The 22,858-nt window shown below is 34.8% G+C and carries 11 protein-coding genes; 10 read left to right on the top strand and 1 reads right to left on the bottom strand.

The window, feature by feature from the left end:
- The first annotated feature begins 924 nt into the window (after nt 1–924).
- On the top strand, nt 925–2,535 hold the full coding sequence (locus tag A6I66_RS05610) for a tetratricopeptide repeat protein (protein ID WP_067146453.1): 1,611 nt from the start codon (nt 925–927) through the stop codon (nt 2,533–2,535).
- Nucleotides 2,536–3,037: 502 nt separating this feature from the next.
- Here the strand turns inward: A6I66_RS05610 and A6I66_RS05600 are convergent.
- Nucleotides 3,038–3,991, bottom strand: coding sequence for a family 16 glycosylhydrolase (locus A6I66_RS05600; protein WP_169815710.1), 954 nt, complete (start codon nt 3,989–3,991; stop codon nt 3,038–3,040).
- Between the two features lie 517 nt (nt 3,992–4,508).
- Between A6I66_RS05600 and A6I66_RS05595 the strand changes: the two genes are divergently transcribed.
- From A6I66_RS05595 to A6I66_RS05555, 9 genes are all read left to right on the top strand, one after another.
- On the top strand, nt 4,509–8,417 hold the full coding sequence (locus tag A6I66_RS05595) for a hybrid sensor histidine kinase/response regulator transcription factor (protein ID WP_067146448.1): 3,909 nt from the start codon (nt 4,509–4,511) through the stop codon (nt 8,415–8,417).
- Between the two features lie 195 nt (nt 8,418–8,612).
- Nucleotides 8,613–11,783: a SusC/RagA family TonB-linked outer membrane protein gene (locus tag A6I66_RS05590; protein ID WP_067146446.1), complete on the top strand. Its 3,171-nt coding sequence runs from the start codon at nt 8,613–8,615 to the stop codon at nt 11,781–11,783.
- A 10-nt stretch (nt 11,784–11,793) separates the two neighbouring features.
- Nucleotides 11,794–13,329: a RagB/SusD family nutrient uptake outer membrane protein gene (locus A6I66_RS05585; RefSeq protein ID WP_084399489.1), complete on the top strand. Its 1,536-nt coding sequence runs from the start codon at nt 11,794–11,796 to the stop codon at nt 13,327–13,329.
- Nucleotides 13,330–13,342: 13 nt separating this feature from the next.
- Nucleotides 13,343–15,721, top strand: coding sequence for a glycoside hydrolase family 3 N-terminal domain-containing protein (locus A6I66_RS05580; protein ID WP_067146442.1), 2,379 nt, complete (start codon nt 13,343–13,345; stop codon nt 15,719–15,721).
- A 1-nt stretch (nt 15,722) separates the two neighbouring features.
- Nucleotides 15,723–17,408, top strand: a complete 1,686-nt coding sequence (locus A6I66_RS05575; RefSeq protein WP_245683431.1) for a sulfatase family protein — start codon at nt 15,723–15,725, stop codon at nt 17,406–17,408.
- Nucleotides 17,398–18,969: a sulfatase gene (locus tag A6I66_RS05570; protein ID WP_084399487.1), complete on the top strand. Its 1,572-nt coding sequence runs from the start codon at nt 17,398–17,400 to the stop codon at nt 18,967–18,969. The genes A6I66_RS05575 and A6I66_RS05570 overlap by 11 nt, the downstream gene beginning before the upstream one ends.
- A 48-nt stretch (nt 18,970–19,017) precedes the next feature.
- Entirely contained in the window at nt 19,018–20,472 is a 1,455-nt protein-coding gene (locus A6I66_RS05565; RefSeq protein ID WP_067146439.1) for a sulfatase, read from the top strand.
- 98 nt (nt 20,473–20,570) lie between these two features.
- Nucleotides 20,571–21,995 carry a sulfatase gene (locus A6I66_RS05560; RefSeq protein WP_157614097.1) on the top strand — a complete coding sequence of 475 codons (1,425 nt, stop codon included), beginning with the start codon at nt 20,571–20,573 and terminating at the stop codon, nt 21,993–21,995.
- Between the two features lie 6 nt (nt 21,996–22,001).
- The gene (locus A6I66_RS05555; RefSeq protein ID WP_084399484.1) at nt 22,002–22,856 is read left to right on the top strand and encodes an alpha/beta hydrolase; all 855 of its coding nucleotides are present in this window, start codon (nt 22,002–22,004) and stop codon (nt 22,854–22,856) included.
- Nucleotides 22,857–22,858 lie beyond the last annotated feature (2 nt).

The following is a 22,858-nucleotide window of genomic DNA, read 5'->3' as shown; positions in this document are numbered from 1 at the left end:
ATAGCTCAAGGGGCATTCAAAATGAATTTATTGTTTTTTGTAGATTAAAACTAAGTGAACCACACTCTACCCAATAAACCACTACCTTTTTGTGTAATTTACAAACAATACTGATAAACTTTTAAATCCTTTTAATTACAATCAGAAAATAATTTTTGAAACTTTAGAGCATAACGACTTCTCCAAGATGAGAAAAACACACCCCTCTTCGATTAAGAACCAAGCACACTATTATATGAGATGTACATTTTAGAAATACATTTCAAAAATGTTTCACACGACTAGACAAGACATTCCCTTAACTCTCAATCAAGACTAAATAATACCATATTTATAATAGATGAATTGAATTTATTTCTGATACAAGAATTTTAAAGAAGTCATTTAGAATAACTATCACATCATATAAAGCACTCGCATACATGAGCTTGTGTTGATAACATTTGAAAAATGATGAAGTTATATCCACCTATACACTAATAACTCGTTATCAACTTTCACTCAACAATTTAGAAAAATCATCCTTAAAAACTTTATACGCTGTCGGAGTAACCTAAATTTTACACACTATATTCAATATGAATATGATTATAAAAACAATAAAAAAATAGCAATTCTGTATTTTAAAGGAGGTATTTCAAGAATTTAACACTAGACAACAACTGAACATTACAAAACAATAAGGCTAATTTATACACGACAATTAAAAAACACCTAAAAACCACAAACCACTAATAGATAGCAGTTTATGAAATCAAATTGATCTAAACCAAACAACAAATCTAAAAACACACTAGACAAAAACAAGTAGAACACAGAGAAACCAGCCCTTATTACACTGATTTTTTTATTTACATTTGAAAAAACAGAATTACCAACTCCACCACTAATTATTGCGACTAAACAAACTAACAATTAAATATTATGAAGCCCTTAAAATTTTTCCTGCTAACTATTTTAACGCTTTTACAAGTTCAGACTATATTCAGTCAAAATCCAGCTGAACGGGATTCATTTTACCAAAAAGCAGATAAACTAAAATACGACAAACCAGATAGTGCTGCCGTTTATTTTCAAAAAAGTGTTGATTTTCAACTTAAAGAGAAAGACACCTTAGCTGCTATAAACAGTTTAAAAGATTTATCTTTTTTATATGCCCACAACGTGAACTACGGAAAATCTTATGATGGGTACTGGAATGCCCTTCTTTTGGCCGATAAATCTAAAGATTCCGTTTCTATAGCAAGTATCTACAACCAACTAGGATGGCTTTATAGCTATTATAAAAGAGATGACGAGGCTTTAAAGTACTTCAACAAATCTATTGCTATTGATAAAACATTACGACTAGATCCTGTAGATTATAATACAAATTTAAGAAGCGATTATTTTTCTATTGCCGTTTTCTACAGAAATAATGAGGAATTTGATCTGGCACTAAAATATCTAGATAGTAGTAATGTATACCATAGTAAATTAACCGATAACCCGCCATATTTTGCTACTTCCGAACTTGGATACATTATGTGTAAACAAGGTAGTTGTAAGGAAGGTATTGACATGTTGAAAGAATCTGAAGCCTATTTCAAAAGAGTTGATCCCTCCTACCTTACCATAATTTACTATTTATTTGGTGAAGTGTATCGCGATTTAAATGATTTTGAATTGAGTGAGAGTTATTTCAAAAAATCACTAGAGCTCGGTGAAAAATACCATACCCATAGTAATTATGCCCCAAGAAACTACGAGTCTTTATCGGAATTATATCAAGCAAATCATAAATACAAAGAAGCCTACCAAGCGCTTTTACATGCCAATGAGTTAAACAACAATATATTTGGTGGCCGTAGTAAAAACAACCAGCATTTATTAGAGATTAAAGATGATTTTAGGGTTGAAAAACAAAAACAAGATGCCTTATTAAAAGAGAAACGACTAGCAGAACTAGAGCATGAAGACAAAATCTGGTTGCTAAAAACCATCCTTTTAGTTGTCGTTGTTTTATTTATTTCCTTGTTTGCCGCAGTCTTTATTAGAAACTTAAGAATAAAGCATAAATCGGAAAAACAATACATTAAAAAGCAACAAGAAATTGAGCGTAAAAGGCAAAATGATATTCTAGAGTTAAAAAACAAGCAATTGGCGTCTTCAGCTTTACAACTTATTGAAAAGGATGAGTTTTTAGAGTCTATAAACTCTAAATTATCCAAGCAGAATAACCAAATAGACACAACGGTTATAAAACGTATGGTAAAGAGCATTCAAGGCAATACGGCAAGTAACTGGAAGGAATTTGAAGCTAGGTTTACCAATATTAATCAGAGCTTTTATGCTAACATCACTGAAAAATTCCCTAAACTTAGCCAGACCGACCAAAAGTTATGCGCTTTAATTAAGCTAAATTTCTCAAGTAAAGAAATGGCATCCATTTTAGGAATAAGTGTAGAAAGTGTTCACACATCACGCTACAGATTAAGAAAAAAATTAGGTTTAGAACGCAATGATAATTTATCCGATTTTATAAATGATTTTTAAAATTTAAATGAATAACATATATCGGATTCGAATTAAATCTGTGTAACGCAAAAACCTAAAACAAAACCTCATAAGTCTATTGATTTATGGGGTCTATTTAATTTACAATCTTGTTACTTCGAAGTGATAGGATTGATTACAAATTAAAGTTTATCATATAAATCTGTACTAACTAAAGTAGACTCTCCATCAATTATTTAAGTTTTTAATAGCTTCTGTGCCTAAATATCTGCTTGATTTTTAGAAACCTTTGGAGTCGTAATTTTTAATGCTAAAAGGCTTCTATTCCGCTGCACCGGACACCCCATCTCCTTTATCCATGCCAAATTTCCAGTATTTTGTACCATTATATCATCTTCTAGAGAAAAGTTTGTAGCCACTAAAACTGTTGCTATTGATGCAAGCGAACTATTTCTTTCTATTAACATATAGGTCTATCATAAAAAAAAATCGTCTAAAAATTTACATTTTTAGACGATTTATATACTGATTAAAAAGTGATTTACTCAGGCTTAAATACCCTGATATAATCAAAATAATTTCTAGTTCTCTCTGGAGTTGTTACTCCCGGATCGGTAAGGTAGTCAATTCCACTATTCTCTCTCCAACCCTGTGCAGCTTGACTTATAATTAAATACATAGGTTTTACTAAACCAGTACCATTTGTGTAATTTTCTGGATCTATTTCATCTTCAGGAGTTCTTCTAACTTCTTCTCCATCTACATAATACCTTAAATCTCTAGGGCCCCACCATAAAACGCCGTACGTATGGTAATCTTGCGACCAAACGGTGTTTTTACCATCAGCATACCAAGTTTCTGGGCCTGTTGGCTGATAATCTTGAAACGGATCTCTAATAAACACATGATGACTTAAATGTAATCGCTTAGAAAAATAGTCGTTTGTCACATCGCCATAGGCCTCTAGATTGTCTATTTCTTGAGTAGAATCTTCACTTAGCATCCACACAGCAGAAGACAATGGCGAATTGCTAATTTTAACTCGAGCTTCCATATACATAGGATACTCAACCATTTCTTTAGAACTAATACAACCTGTTTCAACAGTTCCATTAACTACAGCAGCTTCAAATATCATTTCGCCATCAACGATTGAAGAACGCGACGCGGTATATCTCGTTTTATCAGGCCCTTTCCAACCATTGAAAAATTTATCCTGCCAATTTGCTGTAAATTCTTCAGATGATTTATCGGCTGAAAATTCGTTTGAAAATTTATCTTGGTACGTCCAAGTTTTACCTGCTTCTAAAACAGGTAACGCTTCGGGAAGCATATACATATCTTCTTCTTCATTTTCACCACCTTCATTCTCATTACCTTCATTTTCATCACCTCCGTTTCCTGGATCTTCAATTTCTTGGTCATCATTAATAGGAGTGTCTGCTTTATCACAACTAAAAGCGAACATGACGCATAATAATATTACATATTTCATTTCATTCATTTTTTTAAATTTTATCTAGGTTAAATTGGTATATAAACTCGAATCCAATTTCTGGAGTCGTATTATTTTCTAAATTACTTAGTTGTTCATCGGTTGGAGTATAACAAGACAAAACACTAAACTCTGTTAGTAGTAATAAGAATTTATTTACTGGTATTTAATTTCATTTTATACTTTCCGCAATATTAGAAATTATAAATTATAAAATGCTTTTAGAAAACTAGACTAAAACTGAACATTTTTACAATCAACTGATTTAGAACTAATTAAACTCATTTCAGTTGAGCCTTCTATGTAATTTTAAAACAATCTGAGGTGCCAAACGGTGTATTCAAAAAAAAATTTAAGTTTGTTTTAACAATGAGGGAATTACCATTTAAAAGTGTAGATTTTAAAGTAACAGGTTAAATTTAATCTGATTTTTTTTATTAATTAGATTTGCAACTTCTATAACAATTGTATTCAATAAAAATAAATTAAGTACATTTATTTGCTAATAAACTACGCCTTGACATTAAAACTAAACATAAAACTGTTTATTTTCTTTCTTTTTATTCAATTCACATTTTCTCAAAATAACATTGAATTTCAGAAATTAAAAGGAGAGAATGTATCTACACAAAGTATTACCTACGCTTTGGCACAGGATACTATTGGGAATTTATGGATTGCAACCGAAGAAGGTGTTTTAAAACATAATTCTAAATTCTATAAAATATACAATACGTATAGTGGTTTACCCGATTTTTTTAGCAACCGAACCAAAGAAGTTTTTATAGATTCCAAACAACGGGTTTGGATTGGACTAGAAAACGGTGTGTGCCTCTACGATTCTAAATTAGATGTTTTTAAACCGGTTAAGAATAATTCAGACATAAATCCCTCCTTAGTCACTACAATAAAAGAAGATAGTCGCGGTAATATATGGGTTGGCGGATTTAATGGTTTATGGAAATACGACACCACATCGAATACTAACGAATTGATTAGGATAGTTAGTAATCATAATATTCAATCATTAAACACTTATCAAGACCATATTATTTTCGGTACTCAAAAAGGACTTTATGTATATGATACTTCTCATGACACTTTAGAAAAAAAGAATTTAGACAAAGAACTTAATAAGATTAGTCTTGTAACACGATTAGACAACAATTTTATAATTGGTACAAAAACAGGGAAACTATTTAAAATAAATACCAAATCTCTTGAGGTTACTAAAATAGATTTAAAAACAAATCTGACACACACCATAACCGATGTTATTAAAAACAAGGACAATAGCTATTATATTTCTACCGATGGTGATGGGATTTACCACGTAACGCCTACTTTTTCTATCCTCGATCATTTTATTGAAGACCCTAATAACCCAAACACCTTATCTAGTAATGGGGTTTATGATATTCTCTTTGATAAAGAAAATATTTTATGGGTTGCTACCTATGGTGGTGGTATAAATTACTTCGATTCCAACAGATTACCATACATTAAAATTCGTCACCGTTTTAATGACAAAAACAGTATTGTTTCTGATTTTACTAGAGCTATTGCCAAAGACAAAAATGATAACCTATGGTTTGGCACCAAAAAAGGAATTAGCATTTGGAACAGATCCAAAAACACATGGCAGCACATCCCTAGCCTCTCTGGTCAACAAAATAACCAACAAGACATAGTAATGGCCTTAGAGCCCGACAATGATTATATGTGGGTAGGTACATACAACGACGGCCTTTTTAAACTGGATGTTAACTCACTTAAAATCACCCATTACAACAAAATACACCCCGAACTTTTAACCAAAATTTACGCAGTCTATAAAGATTCTAAAAGCAACATTTGGGCTGGTGGTATAGAGGGTGATTTAGCTGTAATTAAACCAACTGGAGGTATTGAAACTTACCCCATACAGCAATTAAAATCTATTACAGAAACACATAAAGGAAACATACTTACTACAGGAAGATATGGTGTATATACCATAAACCCAATTACTAAAGATTTCAATTTAATTGAAGCTTTAAAACCTAATATTAATACATTAGGATACTCTACAATTAATAGTAGCTACGAAACCCAAAACGGTAATCTTATTTTAGCAACCAACGGTCAAGGTCTCGTGTTTTATAATTCCAAAACAAATGCTGTAAAAAAACTTACCATAGACTCTGGAATGCCTTCTGATATTGTTCAAGGCATCGTAACGACGTCAGACTCTACTATTTGGGCAAGTACCACAAAAGGATTAGCCAATATAAATATTAACCAAAAAGACACCATTATAAATGTTTTTGATAGCCGTGATGGTTTAGCGAGCACCGAATTTAATTACGGAAGTTACAATAAACTAAGCGACAGTTTATTTGCATTTGGAGGCGTTACCGGGGTTACTCTTTTTAATCCGTATAGCATTAAAAACGACAGTTACACACCCAAATTAGTATTCGATTCCTTCAAGCTATTTAATAAAACCGTTCAACCAGGAGGAGGCATCCTAACAAAACCTATAAACGATACAGAGTCTATCACTTTAAACCATGATGAAAACTCTATCGAAATCCATTTTACAGGGGTTTTACACAGTTCGGCATCGAAAATTAAATATGCCTATGTTCTAGAAGGTTTTGACAAAGCGTGGACGCCCCCTAGCCCTGCACATTATGCGTCCTATACCAATTTAAGTCCTGGCCAGTATGTTTTCAAAATTAAAGCCTTCAGCAAATACGCTAATTCTAGTGATACACGCCAAATCAAAATCACCATTTTATCGCCTTGGTGGGCTACCAACAAAGCTTATTTCTTGTATTTTGTGCTTTTAATTGGCATTATTTTAACCATTATACATTTTACTAGTGTTATCGTAAAAAAGAAAAATGCCGATGAACAAATCGATTTTTTCAACAATGTAACGCACGAAATTAAAACGCCTTTAACCATTTTAATTTCATCACTTGATAGTGTTACCGAAAACGCAGGAACTAACGAAGATTCTAAAAAAAGAATAAAAACAACGGTTAAGCGCATCAATTCCCTTTTTGAACAAATGCTGAATTTTCAAAAAGCGACATCAGACTCTGCGGAACATATTGATATTACTAAAATCTACGTTGAACGTCACATTAAAAAACGCATTCATAATTTTGAACCTTTAACCAAAGAAAAAAACTTAAAAATTGAACTTAACAACCATTGGAATGAAGGTGAATTTTATTTTGATAAAGACGATTTCGATAAAATTATATTAAACCTCATCACCAATGCTATAAAATATTCCTTTGAAAATAGCACCATTACCATAAACCTCTTCCAAGACAACATGCGGGAGTTAAAAATCGAGGTTATTGATGAAGGTTTAGGCATTCCAAAAGATCAACAAAAGTTTATTCTTAAACGCTATTACCGCGCTAGAAACGTTATTAACAGTCAGCGCCCCGGAACAGGCCTAGGTTTAATGATGGTTAAAAAACTATTAGAAAAAACGGGAGGTAGTATCGATTTTACTAGTGAAGAAAATAAAGGCACAACATTTACTGTAGTGCTTAAGAATTTGAAATTTGAATACGATAAAAAAATATTTTCAAAAGAAAAACCAGTCGACAATATTATTGAATTAGAAAGTGAAGATCCTTCTGAAATTGAAACCTTTAGTGATAGCAAAATTTTAATTGTTGAAGATAATGACGAACTGCGAGACGTTTTGGTAAAAACGCTTGGCGTCTATTTTCAAATTTTTGAAGCCTCTAACGGAAGAGAAGGCTTGGAAATGGCCTCGCAAATATTTCCAGACATTATCCTTACCGATCTTATTATGCCAGAGATGGATGGCATGCAAATGGCGAAACAGTTGAAAGACGATATAAATTTAAATCACATTCCTGTTTTTATGCTAACGGTGCTACAAAATTCGGCACAAAAACTAGAAAGTATAGAGAATGGTATTTCAGAATACATCGAAAAACCTATAGAAATTAAGTTTTTACTAGCCAAAATGGTAAATACTTTAAAGTGGCAGAAAAAATTACGCGATAAGTTTATTCAGAATAACGATGCCGATAATGCGTCATTATTCAGAAATAAAAACGATCAGGATTTTCTAGAAAACTTAGAGGATACTATCATTAAGAATATTGAAAATGAATCGTTCTCAGTACACGATTTATCGGCAAGTTTTAACATGAGTAGAACCTCATTATATATGAAGCTTAAAAATCTGGTTGATTTATCACCTCAAGATTTTATTATACATACCAAATTAAAGCATGCTAAAAAATTGCTTATAGAAAATACTAGCAGTATTAAAGAAGTGGCTTACCGCTCCGGATTCTCAAATCCTAAATATTTTAGCACCTCATTTAAGAAGTTTTATGGCCTTACGCCAAGTAAGTTTTTAGACTCTTTGAAGGAAAAATAATCTAAAAACACATTTTCCTTCCAGTATCACATTCATAAAAAACACATCTTTTTTTTATATTAATCAATTAACAAACCCTTAAAAACCCAGTGTTTTTAAGGGTTTGACAATAATTGAACCTTTTATGATGTATTTCAAACTGCATTTTTAAACCAATAAAGTAGTTTAGCTAAACTAAATTCAAACTAAACCATTATGAAAAAACGTTTCTGTTTATTACTACTAATTCTACCTTTCGGATTGTTTGCTCAAAAAACAATTAAAGGAACCGTGGTAGACGACTCTAAGTTTCCCTTACCAGGAGCTTCTATAATTTTAAAATCTACTACTACAGGTACGGTAACAGATTTTGATGGATATTTTGAAATCACCGTACCAAAGCTACCTGCTGTTTTATCTATCAGTTATTTAGGATTTGTTTCTAAAGAAATTACAGTTAAAAACCAATTAGATTTAACCATAATACTTGAAACCGACCAAAAAGTTTTAGACGAGGTCGTTGTTATTGGTTACGGCCAGGTTATGCGTAAAGACTTAACAGGATCGGTAGGCACTGTAAAGCCAACCCAAAACAGTGTCGATCAAACACAAGGTGTTGAAGGACTTTTACAAGGTAATGTAGCTGGTGTTACTGTGAGACAATTGGGCTCTGAGCCTGGTGCTCCTTCTAGCATCAAAATTAGAGGTCTTAATAGTTTAACAGGAAACACAGAGCCGTTATATGTTATAGATGGTATTATTGTAGATTCTGCTACTGAAGATACTTTAGATCCTTTGTCTGGTGGAAACAGTTATTTATCTCCACAAGGCGGTATTACAGGAATAAACCCTAGAGACATTGAAAATATTGAAGTGTTAAAGGATGCTTCTGCAACCTCTATTTATGGTTCAAGAGGTGCTAATGGGGTTATTTTAATTACAACCAAAAAAGGAAAAAGCGGCAAAGCTAAATTTAATTTTAGCGCGGTTTCTTCAATAGGTACTATTTCCAACAATATTGATGTACTAGACACTAAGGGCTATGTTGATTATCAAAATGATATAAAAGCAAATGATGGTTTCTTACCTAGTTATTACACTTATCCTGATGGTAGTATAGCTCAATTTGTTAACAGTGAAGATTACATGATTAATAACGCCGATTCTATTGAAAGATTAGAAGGCGTTAATTGGAGCTATGACACCTACCAAACGGCAATCTCTACCAACTACAGACTTACTGTTTCTGGTGGTGGCGAAAATGGCAACTACTATATTGGTGGTGGGCACTCAAATTCAGAAGGTATTGTTCCAAGATCATTTGCTAAAAGCACCGATTTTGTTGTTAACTTAAATAACGATTTAACTAGCAAATTAGAGTTAGGCACTAAATTGTCTGCTTCTTATACTGAAAATTCAGCATCAAAAGGCACTGATAATTTAGGTGGTACCAACAACAACTTGGTTAGACAAATTGTTTCAGGAGCGCCTTTTCTAGGTTTTGAAGATAATAATAATGCTGGTGATGATTTTGAAGAAAATTTAGATGGACCAAGAGCGTGGATCTCAGACTATGATGATTTATCAAACGAACTGAGATTACTTGGTGCTCTTAAATTAGATTACAAACTGACTAACGATTTAACTTACCGTTTACGTTTTGGAGCAGATTACAGAAATAAAGAACGTCAAGTTTGGTATGGAACAGGGCTAGACAGAGGTAACAGAGCTAATGGTGAAGCTGGAATGAGTACATTAAATCGCTTTAGATATAATGTGGATAATACATTAATGTATAAAAAACGTTTCAACAAAAACCATAGAATAAACGGAACTGTAGGTACAGTATTCGATCAAAGCATCATAAAACGTACAACTAACCAGGCTTCCGATTTTCCTAATGAAGATTTAAGAGCGGATGGTATTTCTTACGGTCAAGTTTTTCAGCCTATGTTTTTAGACAAACAAAGAGAAACGATTATTTCATTCTTAGGGCGTTTTAATTATACCTTATTAGACCGTTACTTATTTACCGCTACGTATAGAGCCGATGGAAGTAGCAAGTTTGCTAACGGAAACCGTTGGGGGCACTTCCCTTCTTTTGCGCTTGCTTGGAAAATAAACGAAGAAGCCTTTTTAAGAAATTCTGAAAGTGTTACCGAAACCAAATTACGTGTAGGTTGGGGATTGACAGGAAACCAAGGCATTCCTAATTACAGAACCATAGCGCCTTATGGTCCAACCCAAAGCCCTTATTCTAGTGCAAATGGTGGTGCTTTAACAGCAATTACCCCTATTAATTTGGCAAATCCAGATTTAACTTGGGAAACAACCAGCCAATACAATGCTGGTTTAGACTTAGGATTATGGGATAGCAGAGTATTAATTACAACTGATGTTTATTACAAAGACATTTCAGATTTATTACTTAATGTTGAAATAGGCCCTTCTACTGGATTCTCAAATTACTATGCCAACCAAGGAAATATTACTAACAAAGGTATTGAGTTCTCATTGTCTGCGGATATTATCTCTAAAGATGATTTTACATGGAATGTATATGGGAACTTTGCTGTAAACAGAAATGAAATTACAGAGTTAGACTTACCTCCTGCTCAGTTTGGAACCGAAACCTACTCAGCCTTTTTAGGTCGTCAAATTTCTGGTGGTAATTACTTTAAAACACCTGCAAACATTTTTATTGAAGGTGAAGCACCAGGTTTATTTTACGGTTATGCTACCGATGGTATTATTTCTAACGATACAGAACTTACCAATGCTGCCGTTTTTAATGGTATGGCCCCTCAATTAGGTGATGTTAATCTTGTAGACCAAAATAATGATGGTGTTATTGATGATAGCGATTTAACAATTATTGGAGACCCTAATCCAGATTTCAACTACGGTTTTGGTACTAAGTTCGATTATAAAGGTGTTTCTTTAAGCTTATTCTTCTACGGAACAGAGGGTAATGAAATTGCTAATGGAAATTTACTTCGTGAAGCTTATGCTGATAACAACTCAAATAATGTTAGAACAGAAGCTTACACCAAAGCATGGACTCCTACAAACACTAGTGGTACTTACCCAAGAGTTGGTTACGATTTAGCCGACGATACCGGATTTACAGATCGTTTAGTTGAAGATGGTAGCTTCATGCGCTTAAGCTATATAACTCTTGGTTACAATCTTCCTGTTGATGACATTGGTTTTATTGATAATGCTTACCTGTCGGTATCCGGAAGAAACCTGTTGTTATTTACTAAATACAGCGGATTTGATCCTGAAGTTAACAGCTTCTCTTATGACCCGGGTCGTGTAGGCCTTGATTGGAATTCATTTCCAAATCAAAGATCTTTTGCAATCTCATTAAATCTCACATTTTAGAAAATTAATTATGAAAAAATATATAACACCCTTCGTTTTAGTACTCGTGATATTTGTTCTAAACAGCTGTGAAAAAATGTTAGACGAGGAACCACAAACATTCTTTAGTGAAACTCAAATATTTTCAACTGAAGACGGTTTAGAATCAGCCATTAATGGTTTATATCAAAGTTATGCAGACCCAGGATACCACGGGTCGTCAATCCATGGCTTGGTAGCCCCAATGTCTGGTAAATTTTGGTCTAACCAAGGTGCTAGTCAAGATGCTACGAGTTTAAACTGTTTACCAAACAATACTTGGTTAACCCGTTTATGGCCTGCCATGTATACTACTATAAATGTAGCCAATGGTATTATTAAAAATCTTGAAGACTCAAACCTTACTAATAGAGATGTTGCTTTAGGTCAAGCCTATTTTATTCGTGCAGCGACTTATTTTGATTTAGTGCGTTATTTTGGAGGTGTGCCTTTAAAATTAGAGCCAACAACTTCAGAAACATTACATACCCCAAGAAGTACAAAAGAAGATGTTTACGACCAAATTATAGCCGATTTTGAAATGGCCAAATTGTTATTACCAAACCCAGGTGAGTACCTTGTAGATCGTCCTGTAAAAACAGCAGCAAATATGTTTTTAGCTAAAGTTTATATGACAATGGCAGGCGAACTTAACGAAGCCTTTTTATGGCAAAAAGCATACGACGAGGCTATTCAAGTTTATGGTGCTTATAGCTTAACGCCTACTTACGCCGAACTTTTTGTTCCTGGAAATGAAAATACATCAGAAGCTATATTCGAAATTCAGTATGGTGAAAATGGTGCGGTACGAAATTCTGATATTATTAGATCTTATACTTTAAAAGGTTACTACGAGTATGATACTTTTGGTAGAATTCGCCCTAACAAAGAAGTATATGACCAACATATCACTCAATATCCAGGTGATCCAAGAATTGAAGCTACTTTTTTATATGATAGTTTCGAACAACACAATCCGAATGATGGTTCATACAGCACAAAAAAGATTTACCCGCAACAAATAAATGGTAACGATGGTTATGCGGCCATTAAAAAATATTTAGACCCTGGTTTTAACGGTACAACAACTAGTAGAAATCAAATAAAATTAAGATATGCCGATTTATTACTGATGTTAGCTGAAATAACAAATGAAATAAACGGCCCTACTGCTGAAGCTTTAGGATATGTTAATGAAGTTTTAGCACGTGCTAGAAATACAGAATCTGGAACAGCAACTGAGCCGGCAGATTTTCCAAGTACACTTTCTCAAGACGATTTTAGAACACGTATTATGAGAGAACGTCAATATGAGTTATTAGCCGAAAATCATGAGTTTTTCGATACGAGAAGACGTGGGTTTGACTATTTCTTAGAAGAAGTGATCCACACACATAATAATGCTGTAATGGGAAACAGAGATTACGTGTACCCAGAAGATGAAAAAAACATGTTGTTACCAATCCCTTCTACAGAATTATCTGGAAATCAAGCGATAACTCAAGACGACCAAAACCCAGGATATTAATAGCAAATAACATATGAACATTTTTAAAAACATAAGCATTACCGCATTCTCACTACTAGCAGTACTAGTGTCGTGCAAAAACCAAGATAATACTAAAGCAAGTTCAACAGATGCTAACCCGCTCTATTTAGACGCGACAGCATCTGTGAACGATCGTGTTTCAGATTTAATGTCACGTATGACGTTGGAAGACAAAGTCTATCAAATGTGTCAGTACGTAGGTTTAGAGCATATGAAACATGCCGAAAACGAACTGACGCCTGAAGAACTTGAAAAAAATGATGCTTTAGGCTTTTATCCAGGCGTTCATAGCGATAGTATTGGGCGTTTAGCTGAAGCTGGTCACGTGGGGTCTTTTCTTCATGTGGTAACACCTGAAGAAGCCAACCACCTGCAACGTTTAGCGCAAAAATCACCATTAAAAATTCCGTTATTAATTGGTATCGATGCCATTCATGGAAACGGGTTGGTAAGTGGTTCAACCATTTATCCCTCGCCTATTTCACAAGCTGCAACTTTTGATGATGCTTTAATTAAAGAAGGTAGCCGCCAAACAGCATTAGAAATGCGCGCAAACGGGATGCACTGGTCGTTTACTCCAAACATCGATGTTTTACGTGACCCACGCTGGGGGCGTACTGGCGAAACCTATGGTGAAGACCCATATTTAGTAGGAAATATGGGTATTGCCACTATAAACGGTTTACAATCTGATGATTTTTCAGGAACAGAAAGCGTTATTGCTTGTGCCAAACATTTAATTGCAGGAAGTTCTTCAATTAACGGATTAAACGCCTCACCAACCGATGTATCTAAACGTACTTTATTCGAAATATTTTTACCACCATACCGTCGTGCTGTACAAGAAGCAAATGTATATTCAATCATGGCTGCACATAACGAAGTTGCTGGATTGCCAGGACATATGGATAAGTTCATGATGAACGATTTAATGCGCGACCGTTGGGGGTTTGAAGGCTTCTACGTAAGCGATTGGAACGATATTTCTCGAATTGATATTTGGCATCATGTGGCTAAAGATTTTAAACAATCCATCGAGTTTTCAATAAATGCTGGTATGGATATGAACATGCACGGCCCTATTTTCGACAAACTTCTTATCGAATTAGTTAACGAAGGTAAAGTTGATGAAGCACGTGTAGATTATGCATGTCGTAAAATTTTAGAAGCTAAATTTAAATTGGGTCTTTTTGAAAATCCTTTTATAGATGTTGAAAAAGCCAAAAGCACAAGCTTTGCAAAATCACATCAAGAAAATGCCTTAGAACAAGCTAGAAAAGCCATTGTTTTACAGAAGAATGATAAAAACATTTTACCATTATCAACCAATGGTAAGAATAAAACCATTTTCATTACAGGACCAAATGCTAATAATCAAACTACTTTAGGTGACTGGGTTTCTCCACAGCCTGAAGAAAATGTTGTTACTATGCTAGAGGGCATCACTCAAATTGGTGAAGCTAACGGTTATAACATCGATTATTTTGATGCTGGCGATCGTTCTAAAGAAATTACCGATGCTAACATTTCTAAAGCCGCTCAAAAAGCAAAACAAGCCGATTTATCAGTTTTAGTTTTAGGTGAAAATTCATTCCGTCACGATTGGGGACGTAAAACTACAGGCGAAAATGTAGATAGAGCTACTTTACAGCTTTCTGGTAACCAATTAAAACTCGCTAAAGAAATTATAGCTTTAGGGAAACCTGTAATTGTAGTTTACGTTAGTGGAAGCCCTATTGCAGAACCTTGGTTAGAAAATAACGTTGCTGCGGTTTTAAACACTTGGGAAAGTGGTGCATTTGCAGGACAAGCTACTGCCGAAATTTTATTCGGACAAGTAAACCCTTCAGGAAAGTTACCATTAACCATACCGCGTAGTGTAGGTCAATTACAAATGGTGTACAACCACAAACCAACCGCTTATATTCATAAATACAACACCGAGAAAAAAGTGCCTTTACACCCTTTTGGATTCGGATTAAGCTATACAACTTTCAAGTTTTCAGAGCCAAAATTATCAAAAACTTCCTTTTCTGGAATTGACGATGAAATTACGGCTACTGTTGAAGTTACCAATACAGGAAAAGTTGCTGGAGACGAAGTGGTTCAGCTCTACATCCACGACGAAGTAAGCTCGTACACACGTCCTGTAAAAGAACTAAAAGCATACAAACGTGTATCGCTTAACCCTGGAGAAACAAAAACGGTATCATTAACTATTAATGCGGAAAGTTTAGCCATGTACGACAGTGCATACAATTTTGTTGTTGAGCCTGGAGATTTCACGATTATGACTGGAAACTCGTCATCAGATAAAAGCTTGAAAACAACCATGCTTAATGTTCCACAACTAATTAAATTAAAAAATTAAGATGAAAAGACACACACATAAACTTAAGTACTTCATGCTAACCACAGCATCACTGACTATGGTAGTTATGACAATTGCTTGTGGTCAAACAAAAAAGTCTACAAAAATTGCTAAAGCAGATCACCAAGAGGACACCCAAAAGCCTAATATTATCTATATCATGGCTGATGATTTAACAACCCAAGCGATTAGTGCTTACGGTGGCATTTATAAAGATCTTGCGCCAACGCCAAACATCGATAAAATTGCTAACGAAGGCATGTTATTTCAAGATGTGTTGTGTACAAACGCCATTTGTGGACCAAGTCGTGCCGCTATTCTTACGGGCGATTACAGTAATAAAAATGGCTTTTTCAAAAATGAAAGCGGTGGGAAATTTGATGAAACAAAATGGACTTTCCCTCAAGAGTTTCAAAAAAACGGTTACCAAACATCACTTTTTGGTAAATGGCATTTAGGCTCAGAACCAAAAGGATTCGATGAATTTAAATATCATAATTCCGCAGGACAACAAGGTCATTATTGGGATCCTGTGTATAACGAAAACGGTAAGGATGTTAAAGAAAAAGGCTATTCCACTAATTTAAGTACCAAATTTGCTTTAGAGTGGTTAGAAACGGGAAGAAAACAAAATGATCCGTTTTTAATGGTACTTCAATACAAAGCACCACACCGTCCTTGGCAACCAGATACCAAATATGAAAAATTATGGGATGATGTCGAATTTCCTTATCCTGCAACTTTTAACGACGATTATAAAGGTCGTGAGTTAACGGCTGGAGATACCGAAATGACCATGGATTACTTTTCGCGTCGTGATATGAAATTTGAAGAACCTGCCAATTTAAAAGGTAAAGAAAAAATTCAATGGGCGTTTTACGGAGCAAAACCAGGAGAAATTGTTCAACCAGATGGCATGAGCGCCGAAGAAGGTAAAAAATGGCGTTACCAAACCTATATTAAAGATTATTTAGCCTGTGTAAAATCCGTAGATGATAACATTGGTCGTATTTTAGAGTATTTAGATAAAAACGGATTAACAGATAACACGATTATTGTTTTAACTTCCGATCAAGGCTTTTACCTTGGCGATCATGGTTTTTTCGACAAACGTTTTATTTACGAAGAATCCTTACGTATGCCATTTTTGGTACGTTACCCAAAAGCTGTTAAAGCGGGAACCGTCAACGAAGATATTATTACAAATATCGACTTTGCACCTACCCTTTTAGATATGGCTAATATTAAAACCGACCATAAAATGCAGGGTGAAAGTTTTAAATCTATTTTACACGGAAAAACACCTAAGGATTGGCAAAAAGGAATGTACTACCATTACTATGAGTTTCCTTACTGGCACCATGTGCAACCACACTATGGCATAAGAACTAAAAAATACACCTTAGCGCATTTTTACTATAACATCGATGTTTGGGAACTTTACGATTTAGAAAAAGATCCTGCACAAATGCACAACATCATCAACGATCCGCAGTACAATAATGTGATTAAAGATTTAAAAGCACAGTTGAAAGATTTAATGATTAAATACGAAAACAATAAATCGCTTGCTGATTTTAGAGTGATTACTGATGCCGATTTTGGTTCGATTGTAGATCATGAAGATGATGAAACTTCGGTTCAAGATATTTTAACCAATAGAACTGGTACAAAAAATGAAAAATAATAAGTTAATATACATCATGCTACTGTGTTTTGCTACCATCGCATGCAAAGCACAGCAACCTTCAAAAGCAGATTCAAAAACGTCTACCGCTAAAAAGAACATTCTTTTTATTGCGGTAGACGATTTAAAACCCCTATTATCCAATTATGGTGAATCGCAAATGATTACGCCTAATTTTGATCGCTTGGCCGAAATGGGAATGACTTTCACTAATGCGCATGTACAATATGCCGTTTGTGGGCCTTCACGCGCAAGTGTGATGACAGGCACAAATCCTGATAAAACGAAAGTTTGGGATTTACATACCAACTTTAGAGAATCTGCTCCTGAATTAATTTCAATGCCAGAGTATTTAATTTCTCAAGGTTATGAAACCACAGCGGTAGGAAAAATTTACCATAAAGGCTCTACCTCTGGAGGACACGATGCTAAAAGCTGGAGTATGCCACACCAGTTACCTGATAATTTTGATCCTGCTGCTGGTAAAGCTGCCTTTTCTTATTATCAAAACCCTGAAACCAAACGTGAGTTTAAACGTTTAGAAAAAGAAGCTAGAGCGAAAGGCATCACAAAAAACGGAAAAATTAGAAGCTATGTGTTTAAGAAATTAAAACCTTCAACCGAATGCATCGATGTGAGCGATACCGCTTACCAAGATGGACTATACACACAAACTGCTTTAAAACAATTAGATGACTTAGAAAAATCGGGAAAACCTTGGTTTTTAGGTGTTGGTTATCAAAAACCACATTTACCTTTTGTTGCCCCTAAAAAGTATTGGGATTTATACGATAGAGATAAAATTGAGTTGGCTAAATTTCAACAATTGGCTGAAGGCACACCAAAGTTCGCCTACCATAATTATGGTGAGTTAAGAGCTTTTAGTGATATTGATGATAACTACAATATTGGCGATATTATTGACGAAAACAAGCAGCGTGAATTAATTCATGGTTACATGGCTTGTACCTCTTATATCGATGCACAATTAGGCTTGCTTTTAGACGAATTGGAACGTCGTAATATATTAGACAATACCATTATTGTACTTTGGGGCGACCATGGTTGGCATTTAGGCGATCATACCGAATGGTGTAAACATTCAAATTTTGAGCAAGCTACACGAATTCCATTCATGTTTGCAGGACCAGGCGTTGCTAAAAACAAGAAAGAGCATCACCCTGTTAATTTAGTTGATTTATTTCCAACTGTTTTCGAATTATCAAACGTACCACAAAGCACACAAACCGACGGAAAGTCTTTAGTGCCTTTGTTAGATGATGATGCTTCAACAACCATTGAAATGGATTATGCTTACCACCAATATGCGCGTCAGAAACGTATGGGCTACTCCGTAAGAACAGAACGTTACCGTTATACCGAATGGCATGATAATAACTATAGAAGTTATAAACCTTATAAAGACAATGAAATAGTAGGACGCGAACTTTACGATTATGAAAAAGATCCGTTAGAAACTAAAAATTTAGTAAACGACCCGAGTTATAAGAGCACCGTAACCGCTTTAAAAGCAAAGCTTAAAACACATTTAACTCAATAATTCATAATTTTAAAAACGCATCATAGTCCTAGTTAATTTAAATACCATATGAAAAAGTACAGCTTCATTTTTATGTTTTGTGTGTCGTTAATCACATTAGCACAAAACAAACCAAATATCTTAATCATCCATACAGACGATTTAGGATATCACGATTTAAGCTTCACAGGTTCTCAATTGTATAACACCCCTAGTATTGATAAACTAGCAAGCGAATCTGTTGCTTTTACAAATGCATACAGCAGTTATCCGCGTTGTACCCCATCGCGATATGGTATGATGACAGGCACGTATCCGGTTAATGAAAACAAAGGATGGTTAGGGAATATTCCTGAAGAAAAAAATCTAATCAAACAATTTGGTAATGCTGGTTATCATTCAATTTACATTGGAAAATGGCATTTAGGTGAAGGCGATAGCACACCGAAAAACTTTGGTTTCGATGAAAGTTATGCCGCTGGACGATCTGGAGGTGTTGGTTCAAGGTTCTACCCTTTTAATACCCAATTAAACGGTAAACCAGCTAAAGAACCTGTTGAAAATCTCGAAGAAGATGGTAAAGAAGGTGATTATGCTTCAGATTTGTTAACCAATAGACTGTTAGAATTCATTACTAACAGACCTAAAGACCAACCTTTTTTAGCCGTATTGGCTTTTTATGCGGTACACACGCCTATTGAAGCTAAACCTGAGGATGAAGCCAGAAACAAAGAACAATTAAAATCCATCGATTTTGGCGATACACCTGAATATATTAAAGAAGGTGAAGGTCGAAGAAAAATGCGTCAAGATGATCCTGCTTATGCAGGAATGGTTGAAAATGTTGATGAAAATGTAGCCCGTATTTTAAAAACCTTAAAAGCTGCAGGCATCGATAAAAATACCATTATTGTGTTTTCATCAGATCACGGCGGATTATCAAACGACGGGAATAAAAACGAGCGTCATTTAGCAACCACTAACAATCCGTTAAAAGCAGGAAAAGGCCATTTATACGAGGGTGGTATTCGTGTACCCCTTTTCATTAAATGGGATAGTAAACTAAAACCAAGAGTAGAAAACGAATCTATCGTGCTTGGTATGGATGTGTTTCCTACCCTACTCGATTTAGCTACAAACCACACCGTTTCTGGTATTGACGGTAAAAGTTATAAAAAGGTTTTAGAAGGTAAAGACAATTGGAAAGACCGAACTGTATATTGGATTTCACAAAAAGCAAGACCTCATAGTACAGGCGATAGTAAAGCGGCTGTAGTACGTTCTGGCGATTTTAAATTGATTCAGTTTTTAGACACCAATAAAGTTGAGCTTTATAATCTTAAAAAAGATATTAGTGAGGCGCACGACCTTTCAGTTTCAAATCCTGAAAAAACAAAAGAACTTTTAGGGCTTTTAGAGTCCTGGAAAAAAGCATACTTAATTCCTGAAAAAACTAAAATTTTAAAACCCAAGGGAAAAGGAAAAAAGAACAACAAAAATAAAAACAAGAAGAATAAGAACTAAAACACGATAAAAACCCATTGGCGTATCATCTAAACAAGATTTATACGCCAATTTACTTTAACACCAATCCGAACCAACTAATCAAAACCTCTCAATTGATGAAAAACAACTCACGCTACTACTTTCTTTTATTTGTATTGATGTTCACTTTTGGTTGTAAATCAAAAGTAGCTAACACCACAAAGAAAAGTGCTTCAACCGAAAAACCTAACATACTCATTATTCATGTCGACGATTTAGGCTACCATGATTTAAGTGTAAACGGATCAAAAATATATCAAACCCCAAATATAGATGCTCTATCAAAACAATCTGTTGTATTTGATAATGCCTATGCCAATTATCCGCGTTGCGTACCCTCGCGTTTTGCGATGATGACTGGCAACTACCCTGTTCAAAATGGCGATGTTCCAGATGATGGGTTTGAAATGAATCATGTAAAAGACAATAAAAACTTCGTAAAAAACATAAAAGCGGCTGGCTACCAAACTGCATATTTTGGAAAATGGCATTTGGGTAGCGAAGAAAGTTTAAAGGACTTTGGTTACGACTTTAGCTTTGCTGCTGGTCACGCTGGATCACCTATTAGTTTCCTATATCCATTTAATAAGAAAAAAGGAAAGGGCGCTAATAAAAAATCACCTATTCCAGATGTTGATGCCGTAAGTAAAGCAGGTGATTATTTAATGGATGTCATGACCGATAATGTTGCGAAATACATTACCAATGCCGATAAAAGCAAACCATTTATGGCCATGTTTTCATTCTACGCCGTACATCAACCTTTAGAAGCTAAAGAAAAAGATATTAAACGTAATCGAGCAGAAATTAAAAATTTCGACTACGGAAATCTGCCTGAATACATTAATGAAGGCACAGGACGAACAAAAATGCGTCAAGACAACCCTACTTATGCCGCTATGGTTGAAACCATGGATGAAAACGTTGGGAAATTATTACAACTTTTAAAAGATTTAAAAATAGACGATAACACCATTGTTATTCTGTCTTCAGATCATGGCGGCTTATCCAACGATGGCACCAATAAAAGACATTTAGCCACCAGTAATTATCCGCTTCGTGCCGGAAAAGGTTGGTTATACGACGGCGGTATTAAAGTGCCCTTAATGGTGAAATGGAACGGGAAGTTTCAACCAAAAACAGACAAAAAATCCATTGTGATGCTTATGGATGTATTCCCTACGGTTTTAGACATTGCAGCAAATAAAAACTTAGACACTAGCGGAAAAAGCTTTTTACCATTACTTCAAAACAAAGAATCCTGGGACGACAGAATGGTATTTTGGCATTCATCAAAAGCACGCCCTGTAAATACAGGCGACACCAAATCTTCAGCCATTAGAAAAGGGGATTATAAGTTAATTAATTGGTATGAAGAAGGTCGCACCGAATTATACAATATTGCTTTAGATCCTTCTGAAACACAAGATCTTTCAGAAAAAATGCCTGAAACCACAACGCGTTTGTTAACGAAGCTTAACGATTGGAAGTCTAAATTCTAAAACATTATGAAACCATTCATCTATTTGTTAATAACGAGTCTTTGTTTTAGTGTTAATGCGCAATACAAAATAGCCGACATTACACCTGAAACACTGATTTACAAAGAAATAGACACCATAAAATTAAAGCTTCATATTTATAAACCTATAGATTTTAATCCTTCTAAAACCTACAGCTGTATCGTCTTTTTTCATGGCGGTGGATGGAACTCGGGAAGCTATAAAGCCTTTTCGCGTCAATCCAGCTATCTAGCTTCACGTGGTATGATAGCTATTTCTGCTGATTATAGATTGTTCAACACACATAAAACCACGCCTTTTGATGCTGTTGAAGATGCCAAATCGGCAATTCGGTATGTTAGGAAACACGCTGAAACATTACATATTAATCCGAATTTAATTGCAGCAGGTGGCGGATCGGCTGGCGGACATTTAGCCGCAGCTTGTGGTAATATTGAAGGATTAGAAGGTAGCAACGAAAACTTACAAATTAGCTCGAAACCAAATGCTTTAGTACTGTTTAACCCCGTGTACGATAATAGCAAACAAGGTTACGGCTATAGAAAAATGGATGGTAGATATTTAGAGATTTCGCCGTTACATAATATTTCTAAAGGGGCGCCACCCACCATTGTTTTTTTTGGAACTAACGATAAAACAACGCCCGTGGCATCATCAAAAGCTTACGAAGAAAAAATGAAAGCTGTAGGTAGTCGCTGCGATTTACATTTGTATGAAGGCGCAGAACACAGTTTCTTTAATAAAGGTGATTATTTTATTGAAACTTTAATTGAAACAGACAAATTTCTTGAATCCTTAGGCTACATCAAAGGCAATCAAACACTTAAAAACACACAGTAATC

It is taken from the genome of Pseudotamlana agarivorans (assembly GCF_001642835.1).
GTDB classification, from domain to species: Bacteria; Bacteroidota; Bacteroidia; order Flavobacteriales; family Flavobacteriaceae; genus Pseudotamlana; species Pseudotamlana agarivorans.
Note: the sequence above shows the minus strand (reverse complement) of the source record. Positions and strands in the feature narration are given on the sequence as shown.